Origin of the sequence: Pseudorhodoferax aquiterrae (assembly GCF_014652235.1) — a bacterium.
GTDB lineage: Bacteria > Pseudomonadota > Gammaproteobacteria > Burkholderiales > Burkholderiaceae_C > Pseudorhodoferax > Pseudorhodoferax aquiterrae.
In genome coordinates, this window is record NZ_BMYK01000003.1 from 274,236 (window position 1) to 292,324 (window position 18,089).

17 protein-coding genes are annotated in these 18,089 nt (G+C 71.3%); 5 read left to right on the forward strand and 12 right to left on the reverse strand.

What is annotated here, in order from left to right:
* The first annotated feature begins 27 nt into the window (after positions 1-27).
* Positions 28-918, forward strand: coding sequence for a 23S rRNA (adenine(2030)-N(6))-methyltransferase RlmJ (locus IE209_RS06600; protein ID WP_189686163.1), 891 nt, complete (start codon positions 28-30; stop codon positions 916-918).
* A 36-nt stretch (positions 919-954) separates the two neighbouring features.
* On the opposite strand, the gene IE209_RS06605 is transcribed toward IE209_RS06600, so the two are convergent.
* Together IE209_RS06605 and IE209_RS06610 are read right to left on the reverse strand one after the other, a co-directional pair.
* On the reverse strand, positions 955-1,776 hold the full coding sequence (locus tag IE209_RS06605; protein WP_189686164.1) for an outer envelope protein: 822 nt from the start codon (positions 1,774-1,776) through the stop codon (positions 955-957).
* A gap of 179 nt (positions 1,777-1,955) precedes the next feature.
* Positions 1,956-2,849, reverse strand: coding sequence for a LysR family transcriptional regulator (locus IE209_RS06610; protein WP_189686165.1), 894 nt, complete (start codon positions 2,847-2,849; stop codon positions 1,956-1,958).
* A gap of 108 nt (positions 2,850-2,957) precedes the next feature.
* Between IE209_RS06610 and IE209_RS06615 the strand changes: the two genes are divergently transcribed.
* The gene (locus IE209_RS06615; RefSeq protein ID WP_189686166.1) at positions 2,958-5,447 is read left to right on the forward strand and encodes a hypothetical protein; all 2,490 of its coding nucleotides are present in this window, start codon (positions 2,958-2,960) and stop codon (positions 5,445-5,447) included.
* 33 nt (positions 5,448-5,480) lie between these two features.
* Entirely contained in the window at positions 5,481-7,268 is a 1,788-nt protein-coding gene (locus tag IE209_RS06620; protein WP_189686167.1) for an ATP-binding response regulator, read from the forward strand.
* On the opposite strand, the gene IE209_RS06625 is transcribed toward IE209_RS06620, so the two are convergent.
* The 5 genes from IE209_RS06625 to IE209_RS06645 form a co-directional block, all read right to left on the reverse strand.
* Positions 7,228-8,391 (reverse strand): acyl-CoA dehydrogenase family protein, encoded by a 1,164-nt coding sequence (locus IE209_RS06625; protein ID WP_189686168.1) that lies wholly within the window; start codon positions 8,389-8,391, stop codon positions 7,228-7,230. The two genes, IE209_RS06620 and IE209_RS06625, sit on opposite strands and share 41 nt — an antisense overlap.
* An 8-nt stretch (positions 8,392-8,399) precedes the next feature.
* Positions 8,400-8,777 carry a cupin domain-containing protein gene (locus IE209_RS06630; protein ID WP_189686169.1) on the reverse strand — a complete coding sequence of 126 codons (378 nt, stop codon included), beginning with the start codon at positions 8,775-8,777 and terminating at the stop codon, positions 8,400-8,402.
* On the reverse strand, positions 8,774-10,003 hold the full coding sequence (locus tag IE209_RS06635) for a CaiB/BaiF CoA transferase family protein (RefSeq protein ID WP_189686170.1): 1,230 nt from the start codon (positions 10,001-10,003) through the stop codon (positions 8,774-8,776). Before IE209_RS06635 ends, IE209_RS06630 begins: the two co-directional genes overlap by 4 nt.
* A complete protein-coding gene (locus IE209_RS06640; protein WP_189686171.1) occupies positions 10,000-10,965 on the reverse strand; it encodes a Bug family tripartite tricarboxylate transporter substrate binding protein in 966 nt (321 codons plus the stop codon). Before IE209_RS06640 ends, IE209_RS06635 begins: the two co-directional genes overlap by 4 nt.
* A gap of 132 nt (positions 10,966-11,097) precedes the next feature.
* Entirely contained in the window at positions 11,098-11,790 is a 693-nt protein-coding gene (locus tag IE209_RS06645; protein ID WP_189686172.1) for a histidine phosphatase family protein, read from the reverse strand.
* 75 nt (positions 11,791-11,865) lie between these two features.
* Here IE209_RS06645 and IE209_RS06650 point away from each other — a divergent pair, with 75 nt between their 5' ends.
* Positions 11,866-12,567: an alpha/beta fold hydrolase gene (locus IE209_RS06650; RefSeq protein WP_189686173.1), complete on the forward strand. Its 702-nt coding sequence runs from the start codon at positions 11,866-11,868 to the stop codon at positions 12,565-12,567.
* A 4-nt stretch (positions 12,568-12,571) separates the two neighbouring features.
* Here the strand turns inward: IE209_RS06650 and coaD are convergent, their stop codons facing one another.
* The 3 genes from coaD to IE209_RS06665 are packed head-to-tail and all read right to left on the reverse strand — an operon-like array spanning position 12,572 to position 14,332.
* Positions 12,572-13,066 carry a pantetheine-phosphate adenylyltransferase gene (gene coaD / locus IE209_RS06655; RefSeq protein ID WP_189686174.1) on the reverse strand — a complete coding sequence of 165 codons (495 nt, stop codon included), beginning with the start codon at positions 13,064-13,066 and terminating at the stop codon, positions 12,572-12,574.
* A 39-nt stretch (positions 13,067-13,105) separates the two neighbouring features.
* Positions 13,106-13,708: a 16S rRNA (guanine(966)-N(2))-methyltransferase RsmD gene (rsmD, locus tag IE209_RS06660; protein ID WP_189686175.1), complete on the reverse strand. Its 603-nt coding sequence runs from the start codon at positions 13,706-13,708 to the stop codon at positions 13,106-13,108.
* 9 nt (positions 13,709-13,717) lie between these two features.
* Positions 13,718-14,332, reverse strand: coding sequence for a LysE/ArgO family amino acid transporter (locus tag IE209_RS06665; RefSeq protein ID WP_189686176.1), 615 nt, complete (start codon positions 14,330-14,332; stop codon positions 13,718-13,720).
* Positions 14,333-14,419: 87 nt separating this feature from the next.
* On the opposite strand from IE209_RS06665, the gene IE209_RS06670 reads away from it, so the two are divergent.
* Positions 14,420-15,307, forward strand: a complete 888-nt coding sequence (locus IE209_RS06670; protein ID WP_189686177.1) for a LysR family transcriptional regulator ArgP — start codon at positions 14,420-14,422, stop codon at positions 15,305-15,307.
* Between the two features lie 5 nt (positions 15,308-15,312).
* Here the strand turns inward: IE209_RS06670 and IE209_RS06675 are convergent, their stop codons facing one another.
* Positions 15,313-16,647, reverse strand: coding sequence for a M16 family metallopeptidase (locus IE209_RS06675; RefSeq protein ID WP_189686178.1), 1,335 nt, complete (start codon positions 16,645-16,647; stop codon positions 15,313-15,315).
* Positions 16,644-18,074 carry a M16 family metallopeptidase gene (locus IE209_RS06680; RefSeq protein ID WP_373305294.1) on the reverse strand — a complete coding sequence of 477 codons (1,431 nt, stop codon included), beginning with the start codon at positions 18,072-18,074 and terminating at the stop codon, positions 16,644-16,646. The genes IE209_RS06675 and IE209_RS06680 overlap by 4 nt, the downstream gene beginning before the upstream one ends.
* Positions 18,075-18,089 lie beyond the last annotated feature (15 nt).

The window sequence follows — 18,089 nt, forward strand, 5'->3', positions numbered from 1 at the left end:
CGGCAACGGCGCCGCTACCATTGGCCGATGTTCAGTTACCGCCACGCCTTCCATGCGGGCAACCACGCCGACGTGCTCAAGCACCTGGTGCTGGTCGCCATCCTGCGCCATCTTGCCGAGAAGGAGACCGCGCTGGCCCTGCTGGATTCGCACGCCGGCGCCGGCCTGTACCGGCTCGATGGCGACTACGCCGCCACCAGCGGCGAGGCCGCCGACGGCGTGCTGCGGCTGCTGCAGGTGCCCGCCGCCCAGCGCAAGGATTGGCCCGCCGCGCTGACCGACTACCTCGCGCTCCTGGCCAGCTTCAACCCAAGCGGCGGCCACCGCATCTATCCCGGCTCACCCTTCGTGATGCACCGGCTGGCCCGCCCGCAGGACCGGCTCAAGCTGTTCGAGATGCATCCCACGGACGCCAAGACGCTGCAGGCCAACATCGACCAGCTCGAGGCCGGACGCCAGGTCGCGGTGTTCCGCGAGGACGGATTCGAGGGCGTGCGCCGCTTTCTGCCGCCGCCCTCGCGCCGTGCCCTGTTGTTGTGCGACCCGAGCTACGAACTCAAGAGCGACTACGGCCGCGTGGTCGAGCTGCAGACCATGGCGCTGCAGCGCTTTCCCACGGGCACCAGCATGGTGTGGTACCCGCTCATCGCCCGCAACGAGGCCCACATCCTGCCGCGCAAGCTCAAGAGCGTGGCCACGCGCGCGGGCAAACCCTGGCTGCATGCCACGCTGACCGTGAAGGGCGCCAAGCAGGCGGTGGCGGGCGAACGCCGCCCGGGCCTGCCGGCCAGCGGCGTGTTCGTGGTGAACCCGCCCTACACGCTGAGGCCGGCGCTGGAGCAGGTGCTGCCGCTGCTCGCGGAACTGCTCGCGCAGGACCAGCACGCCGCCCATGCGCTGGAGACCCAGGGCGGCTGAAGCGCGACTGAGTAGGCCGCGGCGCGCGGCCGCGGATCAAAAGTGGAAGTCGGCGCGCAGCATCGGCGTCTTGGCCAGCGAGCCCGGCACGGCGTGCGGGTTGCCGAACTTGTTGCGCCAGTACTGGTATCCCACGCCCACACGGAACGCGTTCTTGCCCGCGCCGATGTGCGGCGACACGTCGTAGAACAGCGTCATGTCCAGGTTGGTCTCGGGAGAGGTCGGGCCGCCGAATTCGTTCTTGCCCTTGTCGCCGATGTAGTTCAGGAAGCCCTCGAACGACAGGCCGGTGCTGCCCACCGGGATGCCCCAGGCCAGGTTCAGCATGGGATGAGTGTCGTAGGTGTAGCGCTCGGTGATGCCGCGCGGCTTGTTGCTCTCCCACAGCGCGTACACGCCGACGTTCAGGAAGCCGGCGGGCACGTCGATCATGAAGGTCGGGCCGGCCACCACCATGCGCTTCTTGGACGCATAGTTGTCGTCGTTCTTGGTGTTGACGTCGAAACCGGCCGTCAGGCCCAGGCCCTTGACCGGGCCGAAGGCAAAGGACTTGCCCGTGACCTTGCCCAGGTCCAGCGTATGGCGGTAGACCACGTAGATCTCCTGCGCATTGCTGTCCTTGCCATCGGACATCAGGAAGTCGACGTTGAGGAAGTTGCTGCCGTACTTGTAGCCGCTGGCATGCGTGAAGTTGACGATGGTCTTCTCGATGTCCTGCGGGTTGTAGGGCTCGGCGAACTTGGTGCCCCAGCGCACGCCCATGGAGGTGTCGCTCCAGTCGGCGGCCTGGGCGCCGATGGCGGCGCAGGTCAGCGCGGCGGCGGCCGCAAAACGAAAGATGTAATGGTTTTGGTGCATGGGGAAGGTTTCAGTGGTCATCGCACAGTGCTCACAGCAACCAACGTGCCATGTACTGCGCGAACGATCGTAGCCATGGCCGCCACGCCGGGCATCTGACTTCCAGTTCGCACGCGATACGCAATCGCGTATGCCGCGTCGCCGCGGTTCACCTATACGCGCGCACCCTGGCGCGGGCATCAAGGCGCTGCGGCCAGCACCTCGCGCGCCACGGCCACGAACGAGGCCAGCACGGCCAGACCGGCGTCCTCTTTGCGCCAGGCCAGCGCGCCCACCGTCAGCGGCACCAGGCCGCGCACGGGCACCAGCCGTGCCCCGCGCATGCCGGCCTGCGCCAGCGATGCCGGCACCAGCGCCACGCCCAGGCCGGCCGCGACCATGGCGACCACGGTCAGCCACTGGCGCGCCGCATGGCGCGTGCGCGGGTGGATGCCGGCGCGGTTGAACACCGCGATCACGTTGTCGTAGTTGGCCGGCGCCACATCGCGCGCGAACATCACGAAGTTCTCGTCGGCCAGGCGCTTCAGGTCGATGCTTTTCTCGCCCGCCAGCGGGTGCGCCTCGGGCAGACAGCAGACCAGCCGGTCGTCGGCCAATGGCAGGCTGGCCAGCGCCGCAGGAAACGCCTTGGCGTTGAGAAAGCCCGCATGCAGCTGCCCGTGGCGCAACGCCTCGAGTTGCTCGGCCGAGGACATCTCGCGCAGGTTGACTTCGATGTCGGGCCGGCGCGCCCCGAAAGTCTCGACGATGCGCGGCACCTCGCGGTAGACCATGGAGCCGGTCATGCCCAATTCCAGCCGACCGCGCATGCCGGCGGCCACGGCCTGGGCCGCCTCGCGCGCCGCGGCCACACGCTCCAGAACCAGCCGCGCCTGGGCCAGATAGGCCGCGCCGGCCGGCGTCAGCGCCACCTGCTTGCTGTTGCGTTCGAGCAGGCGCACGCCCAACTCTTCCTCCAGCGCCTTGATGGCCGAGCTCAGCGGCGGTTGGGTGATGGCCAGGCGCTGGGCGGCACGGCCGAAGTGCAGTTCCTCGGCGAGGACGACGAAGTAGCGCAGCAGGTGCAGTTTCATGGTGGGCCAGCAGTATGGTCCTTCGCCGGCGCAGCATGACCCGGGACACTGGGGCCGGGCCGCCCCGGCGGCCTATGGTGGCGGTCCCTTGTGCCATCGGTGTCCGCCATGCCCATCTGCCTGCGCTTCCCGCGATCGCTGCTTCGGCCCTGGCGCTGGCTGGCCACCGGCCTCTGTGCTGCACTGCTGGCCGCCTGCGGCGGTGGCGGCGGCGACGAGGGGCCGACGCCGCCCCCGCGCACGCCGGACACCGTGAGCGCCGTGATCGGCCCGGCCGGCGGCACCGTGACCGGCAGCGACGGCGTACAGGTCATCGTGCCACCCGGCGCACTCCGCGAGGACACGCGGATCGCCGTCACGCGCCATGCCGACGATGGCCCCCAGTTCGACCTGGCGCTGGCGACCCCGCCGACCGTCTATGCCTTCACACCGCACGGCCTCGTGTTCGACCAGCCGGTGACGGTGCGCATGCCGGTGCCGGCGGGCGCGACCGCGCCGCGCGCGCTCTTCGCCGCCAGCGGCGCGGACTGGAGCGAGCAGGACGCCGTGGCCGAAGCCGGCTTCCTGAACGTGCAGCGCAACACCTTCTCCTGGGGCACGGTGTACTGGGGCCAGGGCTGCACGGGCAGCGCTGATGGCAACCCCGACTGGTGTTTCGTCCCCTGGGGCACCACCGCCGTCGCGGCCACGCCGGCCAGCGCGCTGATCCCACTCCAGACGCCCGGCCCCTACAGCGCGGGCAGCTACCGACTGGACGCTGCCGCCGCCTTGAGCGTCACCGCCACCTATGTGATGTACCCCAGCTGCGTCACGGCCCAGCTGCGGCTGGTGCGCCGCAAGCTCGACGTCCCCTCGGCCGTGCTGGAGACGCTGGCCACAGCGCAGAGCAGCTTGCAGATCGGCGGCCACCCCTGGAGCACGCGCGGCGCCGCCGGCAGCACCACCTTCGCGCCGATCGCGCTGGACCACCGCGACGCGGGCCGCCATGCCTACGGCGTGTACGTCAGCTGCACGCGCAGCAACGGCCAGACGCGCGAGTTCGGCGAATCCCTGGTGCTGCACATCGCCGTGCCCACGCCCACCGTGCTCCACACCGTGGGCGGCAGCGTCAGCGGCCTCACGGGCGCGGGCCTGGTGCTGCGCAACAACGGTGGCGACGACCTGGCCGTGGCGGCCGATGGAAGCTTCCGCTTCGCCACCGCCATCGGTGCGGGAACACCCTATGACGTGACGGTCGCCGCAGCACCCGCCGGCCAGCGCTGCACCGTGACCAACGGCAGTGGCACCGCCAGCGCCGACGTGCGCAATGTGACGGTCAGCTGCAGCACAGCGCCCGGCGGCGCCAGGACCTGGCAGCCGGCAGCGCCACTGCCGCCCGTAGCCAGCGGCTCGGCCACCGAGCCGCAACTGGCCGTGGCCGCCGATGGCTCGGCCACGGCCCTGTGGTTGCAGGCATCGGGCCTGTGGTCCAGCCGCTACACGCCCGCGGGTGGCTGGGGTGCCGCGCAGCGCGTGGACAACGCCAGCAGCAGCGTGCCGCGCGCGCCGCGCGTGGCCGTCGACGGCCAGGGCCATGCCATGGCGCTGTGGGTACAGGCCGACGCGAACGACACCGCCCGCCTTGCGATCTGGGCCAGCCACCACGACGGCAGCGGCTGGTCCACACGCCAGATCGACGAGGGCAGCGAACATGCAGGCGAGCCCGAGCTCGCGGCAGACCCGGTCGGCAACTTCATGGCCGTGTGGTCCGAACAGGTTTCGGGCAGCAGCCGCATCCGCGCCCGACGCTTCGTGGCCGGCGACGGCTGGTCCAGCGGGCCGATGCCGGTGGACGGCGGCATCGGGCGCGCCACCACGCCGCGCGTGGCCATGGACGGCAACGGCATGGCCATCGCGGTGTGGACGCAGTACGACGGCACGCGCGAGCGCATCGTGGCCAACCGCTTCAATGGCATCGGCTGGTCCACCGCCGACACCATCGACGCCAGCAACACGGGCGAGCACAGCGATCCGCAACTGGTCGGCAACGCGGCCGGCCAGGCCATCGTGGCCTGGATCCACCGCGGCAGCGCCACGCCACAACTGCTGGCGCGCAGCTACACGCCATCGACCGGCTGGAGCGGGACGGTCCAGCCGCTGAACATCGGCGCGGCCAGCCCGCTGGCGCACCGCCTCGCACTGAACAGCCAGGGCCAGGCCATGGCGCTCTGGCAGGAAGGCATCGGCGATGTGAACACGCTCTGGTCGCGCAGCTACCAGACCACGACCGGCTGGAACGGCACGGTGCAACAGGTCGACGCCGCCCTGCCCGCCACCGACGCCATGGCCAGGCTGTGCCTCGCCAGCGACGCGGGCGGCGACGCGATCGCGGTCTGGTCGCACAAGGCGGCGGGCGGCCACCGCGACCTCTATGCGAGCCGCTGGAGCCCGGCCGGCAGCGCCTGGAGCACCGCCACGCTGCTGGAGACCGACGACAGCGGCAGCATGGGCGTGGACCAGTGCGGCCTGGGCACGGACGCAGGCGGCAATGCCGTCGCGCTCTGGAACCAGGCCGGCAGCGACGACGTCTTCCGTCTGCACAGCAGCCTGTTCCGCTGAACCGCTGCGCGCCGGGCCCTAACATGGGGTCCCATGCCCCCAGCCCCGCCCTCCGCCAGCACCGATGCGCGCGTGCTGCGCGAACAGGTGGCCGCGCTGTACGCCACGATGCCGGCGTCCACCGCCATCGACGTGCTGCTGGCCTGGGGCCTTTGCGCCCTGCTGTACTGGCAGACGCGCAACGCAGGCATCCTCGTCTGGCTGGGCCTGCACTTCATCCAGGTGCTGCGCTACCCGCTGATCCACGCCTACTTCCGCGACCCGCAGGCGGCCGAGCGCAGCGCCTTCTGGGCCCGACGCCATTGGCGCGAACTGCTGTACTACAGCATCACCTGGGGCCTGGCGCCCTGGCTGTTCCTGCCGGCCGACAGCCTGCCGCTGACGGCGCTGATGATGCTCACCATGCTGGGCCTGTGCAGCGGCGGCGTGCCCTCGGTGGCACCGCGCTGGCCCTCGGTGCTGGCCTTCGTCGTGCCGATGACGGTGGGACTCATCACGGCCCTGGCCTGGCGCGCCGACACCATCCACCTGTTCCTGGCGGCCTGCGCCGTTCTGCACGTGGGCGCCACGCTGCACTTCGCGCACGCCCAGCACCGGCTGCTGACCACGGCACTGACCACGCGCTTCGAGAAGGAGGCCCTGGCCGACGCGCTGGCGCACCAGGTGCAGATCACGCAGCAGGCCAGCGAAGAGAAGACGCGCTTCTTCGCGGCCGCCAGCCACGACCTGCGCCAGCCGCTGCACGCGATCGCGCTGTTCGGCGTGGTGCTCGAGCGCGAGCTGCAAGGCCATGCGAGCCAGCCGCATGCGCAGCGCCTCATGCGCGCCGTGAACGCACTGAGCGGCTCGCTGGACACCATGCTGGACGTCTCGCAGCTCGACGCCGGCGTGGTGCCCGCGCAGCCGCAGGCCGTGCCGCTGCGCAGCGTGCTGCTGGCCGTGCAGGCCCTGGCCGCCACGCGCGCCGAGGCGCGCGCGCTGCAGCTGCGCGTGCGCACCACGCCGCTGTGGGTGCGCACCGACCCGCAGCTGCTGCAGCGCCTGCTGGCCAACCTGGTGGAGAACGCCATCAAGTACACGCCCACCGGCGGCGTGCTGGTGCTCGCGCGTGCGCGCGGCGCCGAGGTCTGGCTGGACGTGGTGGACACCGGCGTGGGCATCGCGCCCGAGCACCACGAGCGCGTGTTCCAGGAGTTCTACCAGGTGCACAACCCGGGCCGCGACCGCGCCCAGGGCCTGGGCATCGGCCTGTCCATCGTCCGCCGGCTCTCGCGCCTGCTGGACCATCCGGTCGCGCTGCACTCGCGGCCCGGCCGCGGCAGCCGCTTCCGCGTGCGGCTGCCGCTGGCCCAGGCACCGGCCCAACTGCCCACGCCGGCCGCCGCACCGGCGGGCGCGCTGGCCGCCGCCACCCTCCCACGCCATGTGCTGCTGCTAGACGACGAGGCCGACATCACCGATGCGCTGGCCGCCTTCCTGCGCGGCGAGGGCATCGCCACCGCAAGCGCGCGCGACGAGCACGAAGCCATGCAGCAGCTGGAGCGGGCCACGGCCGCCGGCCAGCCCTTCGACGCACTGCTGTGCGACTACCGCCTGGCCGACGGCGCCGACGGCCTGGACGCCGCGCTACGCCTGCAGGCACATGCGGGCAATACTCCGGGCCTGCTGCTCATCACCGGTGAGACCGCGCCCGAGCGCCTGCAGCGCGTGCACGACTCGGGCGTGCCGGTGCTGTTCAAACCGGTACAGCCCGAGCGGCTGCTGCAGGCGCTGGCCGAACTCAGTACGACTTCGGCAGGCCCAGCACCTTCTCCGCGATGAAGCACAGGATCAGCTGCGGGCTGACCGGCGCTAGCCGCGGGATCCAGGCCTCGCGCATGTAGCGCTCCACGTGGTATTCCTTGGCGTAGCCCATGCCGCCGTGCGTGAGGATGGCGTTCTCGCAGGCGTGGAAGCAGGCCTCGGCCCCCAGGTACTTGGCGGCATTGGCCTCGGCACCGCAGGGCTGGTGGGCGTCGTAGAGGCTCGCGGCCTTGTGCACCATGAGGTGGGCCGCCTCGAGTTCCATCCACGACTTCGCCAGGGGATGCTGGATGCCCTGGTTCTGGCCGATCGGCCGGTCGAACACCACGCGCTCCTTCGCGTACTGGGCACCACGCGCGAGTGCCGCGCGGCCCAGGCCGATGGCCTCGGCCGCGATCAGGATGCGCTCGGGGTTCAGGCCGTGCAGGATGTAGCTGAAACCCTTGCCTTCCTCGCCGATGCGGTCCTCCACCGGAATGCGCAGGCCGTCGATGAAGACCTGGTTGGAGTCCACCGCCTTGCGGCCCATCTTCTCGATCTCGCGCACCTCCACCGTGCTGCGGTCCAGGTCGGTGTAGAACAGGGAGAGGCCCTCGGTTCCGCGCGCCTCCTCCACCGGCGTGGTGCGCGCCAGCAGCAGGATCTTGTTGGCCACCTGGGCCGTGGAGATCCAGACCTTCTGGCCCGACACCCGGTAGTGGTCGCCCTGGCGCACGGCGCGCGTCTTCAGGCGCAGCGTGTTCAGGCCGGTGTTGGGCTCGGTCACGCCGAAGCAGGCCTTGTCGCGCCCGGCGATCAAGGGCGGCAGCCAGCGCTGCCTCTGCGCGTCGCTGCCGAAGACCACGGCCGGATGCAGGCCGAAGATGTTCATGTGCACGGCCGAGGCGCCCGACAGGCCGGCGCCCGTGGCGCTGATGGTGTGCATCATGAGCGCGGCCTCGGTGATGCCCAGGCCGGCCCCGCCATAGGCCTCGGGCATGGCGATGCCGAGCCAGCCGGCCTGCGCCATGGCCTGGTGGAAGTCGTCGGGAAAGCCGCCCTCGCGGTCGCGGCGCAGCCAGTAGTCGGCATCGAAGGGCGCGCAGACGCGCTGCACGGCATCGACGATCTGCTGCTGTTGTTCGCTCAGGTTGAAGTCCATGGGGGCTCTCAGGGGCGGCGGACCAGGGCCGGGTTCTCGCCGTAGGGGGGGCTGTAGATGACGAGCAGGCGCGCGGGCTGTTCGCTCGTCACGGTGAAGACATGCATGGTGTCGGCCGGGAACAGGCAGCAGTCGCCGGGCTGCATCTCGAACACCTCGCCGCCGACCTCGGCGCGCGCCTGGCCTTCGAGCAGGTAGCAGACCTGCTCCATGCCTGGGTGCGCATGGGGCAGCGCGCCGCCGCCGGCGCCTATGGTGCCCAGCACCACTTCCAGATGCCGCGCGCCGTTGGCCGGGCCGATCAGGCGCTGGTTGTGGGTGTGGTCGTGGTTGGCCGGGCTGTAGGCGGGCACTTCGCTGCTGCGCACGAACAGGGGCGATCTCATGGGCAGGTCTCCTCGGGGGCTTGGTGGCAGGCGCCGCTGTGCAGCAAGGCGGTGATCTCGGTTTCGGTGAAGCCGGCCTCGCGCAGCACCGCGTGTGAGTCCTGGCCCAGCCGCGGCGCGGGGCCGGGCTGGTCGGCCGGCGGCGTGCCGCTCCAGCGCGTGGGCACGCCGGTGCCGACCAGCCGGCCTTCGCTGGGGTGGTCGAAACGGCGCACGAAACCGGTGGCCGCATGGTGCGGGTCGGCCAGCAGTTCGGCCGGCCCCAGCATCGGCATGTTGGGCACGTCGGCTGCGTCCAGCAGCGCCTGCCACTCGGCCGTGCTGCGCCCCCGCATGAGGCGCGCGACCTCGGCGTACACCGCGTCGATGTGCGCGGCACGCGCGCCGTGCGTGGCGAAGCGCGGGTCCTGGGCCAGCGCGGGCGCGTCGATGGCGGCAAAGAAGCTGCGCCAGTGCTTGTCGTTGTAGATCAGCACGCACAGATGGCCGTCGCGCGTGCGGTAGGGCCGGCGGTGCGCCGTGAGCAGCCGCGCGTAACCGGCATCGCCCTGCGGCGGGTCGAAGGCCAGGCCGGCCAGGTGGTCGCCCAGCACGAACTGCGTCATGGCCTCGAACATGGGCACGACCACGGCCTGGCCCTGGCCCGTCTTCTCGCGCGCATAGAGTGCGGCCGTCACGGCGTAGACCACGTGCAGGCCGGTCACGCGGTCGGCCAGCGTGACGGGCGCATAGGCCGGCTCGCCGCCCGCGTAGGCCTGCGTGAGCCAGGGGATGCCGGTGGCGCCCTGGATCAGATCGTCGTAGGCCGGCCGTGCGGCGTAGGGCCCGTCCTGGTCGAAGCCGCAGCAGCTCACATGGACCAGGCGCGGGTGCGCGGCGCGCAGGCTGGCCGCGTCCAGGCCCAGCCGTGCCAGCGCCTGCGGCCGCATGTTGCTGACCAGCACATCGCTTTGCCCGGCCAGGCGCAGCGCGGCGGCCCGCCCGGCCGGCTGCTTCAGGTCGAGCACGATGCTGCGCTTGCCCTGGTTGGCCTGCAGGAAGATGGGGCCCATGCCGGGGTTGCGCATGGGGCCCACATGGCGCATGTTGTCGCCCTCGGGGCTTTCGAGCTTGGTCACCTCGGCGCCCAGCGAGGCCAGGATCTGGGTCGCGAATGGCCCCATGATGACCGCGCTGAGGTCCAGCACCTTGACGCCCGCGAGCGGGCCGCTCGTCCTGGCGCTCATTCCGGCTTCACCCCGGCCTGGCGGATCAGTTGGCCCCAATGCGCCAGCTGGTCGGCCACGTACTGCGTGAACTCCTCGGGCGTCTTCGAGGGCCAGACCTCGAAGCCCAGCTGGCGCAGCTTGTCCTGCGTGTCCGGATCGGCCAGCACCTGCTGCAGCGCGGCGTTGACGCGGTCCACGGCCGGCTTGGGCAGACCGGCCGGGCCGAAGATGCCGTTCCAGGAGGTCAGGTCGAAGCCCTTGACGGTGGCGCCCACGGGCGGCACGCCGGGCAATATCTGCGATTCGCGTGCGGTGGTGATGGCCAGCGTGCGGATCTTGTCGGTCTTGAGCATGGCCATGCCCGAACCGAGGTCGGCCACGTAGACCTGCACCTGGCCGCCGACCAGGTCGGTCATGGCCTGCGGGCTGCTCTTGTAGGGAATCTGTGCGATGTCGATGCCGGCGATGCGCTTGATGGTCTCCATGGCCACCAGCGAGGTGCTGTTGGGCGTGGCGTACGAGAGCTTGCCCGGTTGGGCCTTGGCATAGGCGATGAACTCGGCCAGCGTCTTCGCCGGCACGGACGGGTGCACGGCCAGTGCGAACGGCAGTTCGCCCACGCGCGCGATCGGCGTGAAGTCCTTGATCGGGTCGTAGCGCAGCTCCTTGTACAGGGCCGGATTGGCCGAGTGCGAGGTGTTGGTGGTCATGAACAGCGTGAGCCCGTCGGGCTTGGCCTTGGCCACGTACTGGGCTGCCACCTGGGCGTTGGCGCCGGGCTTGTTGTCGATGACCACGGTCTGGCCCAGCTTCTCGGCCAGCTTCTGGCCCACAGTGCGGGCCACGGCATCGGTGCCGCTGCCGGCCGCGAAGGGCACGACCAGGGTCAGGGGCTGGGTGGTGGGGGCCTGTGCCATCGACAGGCCGGGCAGGCCGGCGGCCAGGGCCACGGCGAGGGCGGTACGGCGCGAAAAGCGCATGGACTTGTCTCCTTCGGAATCGTTGGGCGAAGTGCGCACGCATCTTCCCCATCCCGAGCATTCGAGTCCAATTGCTCTTTCGGCTCAGATCATTGCTTTCGCAAATGGTCGGCCGGCCGCTGGCCGCCGGCGTCAGACGCGCTGGCGGATCTGGGCCAGTCGCGCCTGGTCGTAGACCGGCTGCGGTGGCATGCCGTCCAGGTGGGCGATGTCGGCCCAGTCCAGGATGTCCAGCCGGTGCGGGTCCACATCCACATACACCTGGACGCGGTTGACGCCGCCATTGGGGATGTGCGTCACGCGCGGACCGTCCAAGGACAGCGCGCGGGCGCTGCGCCAGACCATGTCGAGCACGCCACCGTGCGTGACGGCCACCACGGTCTCGCCCGGATGCGCCAGCACCAGCGCACGCAGCGCCGCCATGACCCGGGCGTGGAAATGGCGCGTGCTCTCGCCGCCCTCGAAGGCGTAGTCGGCGCGGTAGTCGATCCACGCGTTCCAGGCGGCGGGATGGCGGCGCTTGATCTCGTCCACGCTCATGCCGTCGACGATGCCGAAGCTCTGCTCGCGCAGGCCGGCGATGGCAACCGGATCCGGCAGGCCACGCCGCGCCAGCAGCTCGGCCAGCGGGTCGGCCGTCTGGCGTGCCCGCACCAGGTCGCTGCTGACCACGCGGTGCACGGGGTCGCCGTCCGCCAGGCGCCGGGCGACCCTCAGCGCCTGCTCGTGGCCCGTGGCGTTCAGCGGCACGTCCACCTGGCCCTGAAAGCGCAGTTGGCGATTCCACTCGGTTTCACCATGGCGCACGAGAATCAGACGGGTCATGCCACGGATTATCCGAAAGCCCTCTGCGGATAAGCTCAGGCAGTGCACGAGTTCCATCGTCGATTCTGAGCATAAATGGACAAGTTGATCCTGATCCCCGGCCTGGCCTGCGATGGCGGGCTCTGGTATGCGCAATTGCAGGCCTTGCCCGCGCGCTGGAGCGCCAGCGTCACGGACGTGGCGGAGCGCAGCGCCAGCATCGAGGAGATGGCGCAGCGCCTGCTGGCCGAACACGCCGGTCCGCTGGTGCTGTGCGGCGCGTCCATGGGTGGCATGGTGGCCATGGAGGCCGCGCGCCAGGCTCCGGCGCGCGTGCGCGGCCTGGCCTTGTTGGGAACCTCGGCCCGGCCCGAGACGCCGGACATACGCCAGTTGCGCGAGCAGGCCATCGGCCTGTTCGAAAGCGGCCGTGCCGACGAGGTGCTGCGCGCCAACGTGCCCTTCGCCTTCGACCGGCGCCATCCCGAGCTCAAGGCCCTGGCCAGGAGCTATCTGGAGATGGTGTTGCGCGTGGGTGCCGCGCAGCTCGTGCGCCAGAACCGCGCCGTGATGGCCCGGCCCGATGCGCGCATGCACCTGCCGCAACTGCGCTGCCCGGTGCTGGTGGCCAGCGGCGAATCCGACAGCCTGACGCCGCCCGACTGCGCGCGCGAGATTGCCGCCCTCGTGCCGCAGGCCGAGCTGCACCTGCTGCCGCTGTGCGGCCACATGCTGACGATGGAGCAGCCCGGCGCGGTCAACGCGCTGCTGCTGGACTGGCTGGCGCGGCTGGCGTGAAGCTTCAGCCCGCGCGGCCGACCTTGGCCAGCAGGCAGCGCAGAACATAAGGCGAGACGAACTTTTCGACCTCGCCGCCCAGTGTGGCGATCTCGCGCACGAAGGTGCTGGAGATGAACTGGTACTTGTCGCCCGGCGTCAGGAACACGGTTTCCACATCGGGCATCAGCGCGCGGTTCATGCCGGCCAGCTGGAATTCGTAGTCGAAATCGGTCACGGCGCGCAGGCCGCGCACCATGGCCTTGCCGCCCTTGGCCACGACGAAGTCGCGCACCAGGCCGGAGAAGCTCTCGACCTGCACCTGCGGATACGGCTTGACCGATTCGCGCACCATCTCGATGCGCTCGTCGAGCGAGAACAGCGTCTTCTTGTGGTGGCCGGCCGCGACCGCCACGATCACGGTGTCGAACAGCTGGGCCGCGCGACGCACCACGTCTTCGTGGCCCAGGGTCATGGGGTCGAAGGTGCCGGGATAGACGGCGATCACAGGGTGGCGCATGGGCGGCTTGCTCCTCTGGGCTTGTCTCGTGCGGCGCGATTATGCGCGGGCCAGCAGGTGGGCATGGACGGCGCCGGCCTTGAGGTGGCGCAATTCCGCCAGGCCCTGGCCGGCTAGCCTGTCGGCCGCCCAATGCTCGGGCGCTTCCAGGTACAGCCGCCCTGACGGAGCAAGCACGCGCAGCGCAACCGCCACGGCGGCCGGGTACTGCGTGGTGCCGAAAGGCGGGTCCAGCAGCACGAGATCGATGCTGCCGGCAGCCAGGCGGCCCGCCAGCGCGATGCCGTCACCGCGCGCGATCTGCAGCGCCCCCGCACCGAGCCGGGCCTTGAGCTGCTGCAGCTGGGCCACCAGGGCTGCATCGGTCTCGAACAGGTGCACTTCTGCGGCGCCGCGCGAGGCCGCCTCCAGGCCCAGCGCACCGGTGCCCGCGAACATGTCCAGGCAGCGCCAGCCCGTGAGGTCCTGGCCGAGCCAGTTGAACAGGGTTTCGCGCACGCGGTCGGGCGTAGGACGCAGGCCGGGCTTGTCGGCCACGGGCAGCTTGGTGCGTTTCCATCGGCCGCCGATGATGCGGACTTCGTGCGGACGGGCCGGCGCAGCGGTGGTCTTGGCGGTCTTCTGTGCAGTGGGACGGGGCATGCGGCGAGCTTACGCGAGCCCAGCGGCACCCAGCGCCAGCCCCGCCGCCAGCGCCAGCATGGTGGCGCCGATCACGCGGTCCAGCCACTGCCAGGCCCGCGGCCGCGCGAACACCGGGGCCAGCCAGCGCGCGCCGAAGCCCAGCGCCGCGAACCAGCCGGCACTGGCCAGCGCCGCACCTGCCACGAAAGCCGCACGCGCCAGCGGTGCGTGCTGGGCGCCGACCGAGCCCACCAGCAGCACCGTGTCCAGGTACACGTGGGGATTCAGCAGTGTGAACGCCGCGGCCTGGGCCAGCACGGCCGCCCTGCCGCCGGCGCCGGTGGCAGCGGCCTGCAGTGCGGCCGGCTGCCGGCTGCGCCACAGCGCGCGCAGGCCGTAGCCGGCCAGGAACACCGCGCCCAGCGCCGCAAGCACGCGCGCCAGCAGCGGCTGCGCGCCCAGCAGGCCGGCCATGCCATAGACGCCGGCGCCCACCAGCAGCGCGTCGGCCAGCGCGCAGAACAGCACCACCTGCGGTACATGGGCACGGCGCAGACCCTGGCGCAACACGAAGGCGTTCTGCGCGCCGATGGCGACGATCAAGGCGAGGCTCAGCGAGAAGCCCTGGAGGAATGCGGACATGGGGTCAGAGCATGCCGGCGCCCTGCCGCGCGGGCCAGCGCAAACTTCTAAACTTGGTTCAGTTCTGCTTCATCGCCAGGAGAGCCCGTGCTGGACTATGCCGCCCTTGCCGCGCTGGCCGCCGTGGTCCGCGAAGGCAGCTTCGAACGCGCTGCCCAGGCGCTGCATGTGACGCCCTCGGCCGTCTCGCAGCGCGTGCGCCTGCTCGAGGAACGCGTGGGCTGCGCGCTGGTGATCCGCGGTCAGCCCTGCCGCGCCACCGAAGTCGGCCAGCACCTGTGCCGCCACCTGGCCCAGGTGCGCCTGCTGGAGCACGACCTGCAGGACGTGCTGCCGGTGGCCGCCCCGACCGCCGAGCGCGCGCGCCTGCCGGTGGCCGTGAACGCGGACAGCCTGGCCAGCTGGTTCGCGCCGGCCGCAGCGCAGTACGCGGCCTCGGCGCCGGTGCTGCTGGAGCTGACCGTGGACGACCAGGACCACACGGCCGAGCGGCTGCGCAGCGGGGCCGTGCTGGCGGCCGTGACGGCGCTGGCCAAGCCCGCGGCCGGCTGCAACAGCCAGGCCCTGGGCACGCTGCGCTACCTGGCCGTGGCCAGCCCCGGCTTCATGGCCCGGCATTTCGCCGAGGGCGTGCAGGCGCGCAGCCTGGCGCTGGCGCCCAGCCTGCTGTTCGACCGTAAGGACCAGCTGCAGGCCCGCTGGGTGCGCCGGCAGTGCCGCAAGGCGGTGCCGCTGCCCTGCCACCTGCTTCCTTCGCCGCAGGCCTTCGTCGAGGCCGGGCTGGCCGGCATGGGCTGGGGCATGCAGCCGCTGCCGCTGGTACAGCCGCTGCTCGCAGCCGGCCGGCTGGTGGAGCTGGTGCCGGGCACGCCAATGGACGTGCCGCTGTACTGGCAGCACGCGCGGGCCGCCTCGGCCTTGCTCGACGGGCTTGGCCGCGCGGTGCTGGCGGCCGCGCGCGCGGCGCTCGGCTGACCCGATCAGGCGCCGCCGACCACCACCGTCACCATGCGCTCGGGCTGCAGCATGCGCGCGAACGCGGCGCGGATCTGCGCCACCGTGACGGCCTCCACCCGCTGCGTCCAGGTGTCCAGGTAGTCCAGCGGCAGGCCGTTCCAGGCGATGTTGGCCACGTTGCCGAGCAGCTTGCGGTTGCTGTCCAGCCGCAGCGCGAAGCCGCCGACCAGGTTGTCCTTGGCGGCCTTGAGCTCTGCCTCGGTCGGTCCTTCGGCGACGAAGCGCGCCAGCGTCTCGCGTGCCACGGCGATGGCCGCATCGGCCTGGTCGGCACGGGTCTGCAGGCCCACCGTGAAAGCGCCCGCATGGCGACCCGGGGAGAAGTCGCTGGACACGCCGTAGGTCAGGCCGCGCTTCTCGCGCACCTCGTGGGTGAGGCGCGAGGTGAAGCCGCCGGCACCCAGGATGTGGTTGCCCACGAGCACGGCGAAGAAATCGGGGTCGTCGCGCTGGATGCCGGGCTGGCCGATCAGCACCTGGGCCTGGTTGGACGCGAACGGAATGCGGCGCTCCTCGGCCTTGGCCAGGGCCGGCACCTCGCCCACCGCAGGCAGCGGTGCACAGGCCGTGTGCGGCAAGCGGGACAGCAGGGCCTGCACCAGCTGGTCGGCCTGCGCGCGGGTCACGGCACCCACCACGCTGACCTTGGCGCGGCAGGGCAGGATGCTTTGGGCATAGAAGGCGCGCAGGTGGTCGACCGAGATGGCGGCCAGGGTCTGCTCCGTGGTCTCGCGGCCATAGGGGTGGCCGCCGTAGACCAGTTGCTGGAAGGCGCGGCCCGCCACGGGGCCGGGGCGCGTGTAGGACTCGCGCAGTGCTGCGCCGATGCGCTCGCGGTCGCGCTGCCACACGGCGGCGTCGAAGGCCGGCGCGCCCAGCTGGCGCGCCGCCAGCGCCACGGCCTTGGGCAGCAGGTCCGGATAGGTCAGCGTGCGCAGCGAGAAACTCATGCGGTCGCGGCTGGCATTGGCGCCGAACGAGGCGCCGAGGTCGGCCCAGGCCTCTCCGAGCGCGTTCTCGTCCAGCGCCGGCTCCTGGCCTTGTGCAGCGATGCCCTTGTTGGCCTGCCCGGCCGTGGCATCGGCCAGGCCCGCCTGGGCGGGCGGGTCGCGGCGCGAGCCGGCATCGAAGTCGAGCTGCACGTCGACCATGGGAATGCCCGGGCTTTCCACGAGGTAGACCTCGGCGCCATTGGCCTGGATCCAGCGCTGCAGCGGAATCGCGGCGCTGGCCCAGCCAGCCGCCACGAGCAGGGTTGCGGCCAGGGGCAGCCGCGCAAGGGACATCAGCTTGTTCATCGGCTCGGCTCGGTGGTGGGGTCCTGGCGGGCACCGGCAGGCGCCTTCTTGCGGGCGGCCGGATCGACGGGCTGCGGCCGCAGCACGGCCACATTGAGCTGGTCGTCGCCGAAGTAGCGCGCCGCCACCGCCTGCACCTGCTCGGCCGTGACCTGCCTCAGCCGCTCGATCAGCCGGTCGGACAGGTCGGGCGCAAAGCCGGTGGCCCACTGGCTGCCGAGTTCGCGCGCCTGGTTGAACAGCGAATCGCGCTTGTAGACCTGGCCGGCCACCCATTGCGTCTTCACACGGGCGAGCTCCGCCGCGCTGACTCCTTCGCGCGCCACGCGCGCCACCTGCTCGCGCAGCGCCGCCTCCAGTTGCTCGGTGGTCTTGCCGGGCGCCGGCACGCCGTCCAGCACGAACAGCTGCGGGCCGCGGCCCATGAGGCCGTTGCTGGCGCCGGCGCTGTCGGCCAGGCGGTCGGGGCCCTGGGTCAGCGCGCGCTCCAGCCGGGCACCGGGGTAGCCATCGAGCACGGCCGACAGCACGGTCAGAGCCAGCGCGTCGTCGCTGGCCTCCAGGGTCGTGAGCTTGGGCACCTTGAAGGCCATGGCCAGGTAGGACTGCTCGGCCGGTGCCTTGAGTTCCAGCCGGCGGATGCCGCGCTGCGCGGGCTCCTCGCGCGGCTTGCGGCCCGGCACGGCGGCAGCGGGGATGGCGCCGTAGATGCGTTCGGCCTGGGCCCGCACCTGGGCCACGTCCACGTCGCCCACGATGACCACGGCGGCATTGGCCGGCACGTACCACTGGCGGTAGAACTGGCGCACATCGTCCGCCGTGAGGCTGTCCAGGTCGCCCATCCAGCCGATGATGGGCCGGCGGTAGGGCGCAGCCTGGTAGGTCATGGCGTAGAGCGCCTCGTACAGCCGGGCGCGCGGCGCATCGTCGGTGCGCATGCGCCGCTCTTCCTTGATGACGGCCAGCTCGCGCGTGAATTCCTCGTCGGCCCAGCGGTTGTGGGCAAAGCGGTCGGCCTCTAGCCGCATCACCTCTTCGAGCCGGCCGGCCGGGATCTGCTGGTAGTAGCCGGTGTAGTCGTAGGAGGTGAAGGCGTTCTCGGAGCCGCCGATGGCCGCCACGCGGCGCGAGAATTCCCCGGGCTTGAGTTGCTCCGTGCCCTTGAACATCATGTGCTCGACGGCGTGGGCGACGCCACTGGTGCCGTCCACCTCGTCCATGCTGCCCACGCGCAGCCAGACCATGTGCACGGCTGTGGGCGCACGCCGGTCCTGCTTGACGATGAGCGTCATGCCGTTGGCCAACTGGAATTGCTGGGCGGTGGCTGCCGCCACGGCAGGCGCGGGGGGTGCGGTCTGGGCTTGCAGACCGGGTGCCGCCCAGGCCAGCGCGAAGGCCATGGTGCACGCAGAAAGAATGCGTTTCATAGAATCATCCGATTC

Coding starts and splice junctions, on each gene's coding strand:
- IE209_RS06600 (WP_189686163.1), top strand. CDS start 28: ATGTTCAGTTACCGCCACGCCTTCCATGCGGGCAACCACGCCGACGTG.
- IE209_RS06605 (WP_189686164.1), bottom strand. CDS start 1,776: ATGCACCAAAACCATTACATCTTTCGTTTTGCGGCCGCCGCCGCGCTG.
- IE209_RS06610 (WP_189686165.1), bottom strand. CDS start 2,849: ATGAAACTGCACCTGCTGCGCTACTTCGTCGTCCTCGCCGAGGAACTG.
- IE209_RS06615 (WP_189686166.1), top strand. CDS start 2,958: ATGCCCATCTGCCTGCGCTTCCCGCGATCGCTGCTTCGGCCCTGGCGC.
- IE209_RS06620 (WP_189686167.1), top strand. CDS start 5,481: ATGCCCCCAGCCCCGCCCTCCGCCAGCACCGATGCGCGCGTGCTGCGC.
- IE209_RS06625 (WP_189686168.1), bottom strand. CDS start 8,391: ATGGACTTCAACCTGAGCGAACAACAGCAGCAGATCGTCGATGCCGTG.
- IE209_RS06630 (WP_189686169.1), bottom strand. CDS start 8,777: ATGAGATCGCCCCTGTTCGTGCGCAGCAGCGAAGTGCCCGCCTACAGC.
- IE209_RS06635 (WP_189686170.1), bottom strand. CDS start 10,003: ATGAGCGCCAGGACGAGCGGCCCGCTCGCGGGCGTCAAGGTGCTGGAC.
- IE209_RS06640 (WP_189686171.1), bottom strand. CDS start 10,965: ATGCGCTTTTCGCGCCGTACCGCCCTCGCCGTGGCCCTGGCCGCCGGC.
- IE209_RS06645 (WP_189686172.1), bottom strand. CDS start 11,790: ATGACCCGTCTGATTCTCGTGCGCCATGGTGAAACCGAGTGGAATCGC.
- IE209_RS06650 (WP_189686173.1), top strand. CDS start 11,866: ATGGACAAGTTGATCCTGATCCCCGGCCTGGCCTGCGATGGCGGGCTC.
- coaD (WP_189686174.1), bottom strand. CDS start 13,066: ATGCGCCACCCTGTGATCGCCGTCTATCCCGGCACCTTCGACCCCATG.
- rsmD (WP_189686175.1), bottom strand. CDS start 13,708: ATGCCCCGTCCCACTGCACAGAAGACCGCCAAGACCACCGCTGCGCCG.
- IE209_RS06665 (WP_189686176.1), bottom strand. CDS start 14,332: ATGTCCGCATTCCTCCAGGGCTTCTCGCTGAGCCTCGCCTTGATCGTC.
- IE209_RS06675 (WP_189686178.1), bottom strand. CDS start 16,647: ATGAACAAGCTGATGTCCCTTGCGCGGCTGCCCCTGGCCGCAACCCTG.
- IE209_RS06680 (WP_373305294.1), bottom strand. CDS start 18,074: ATGAAACGCATTCTTTCTGCGTGCACCATGGCCTTCGCGCTGGCCTGG.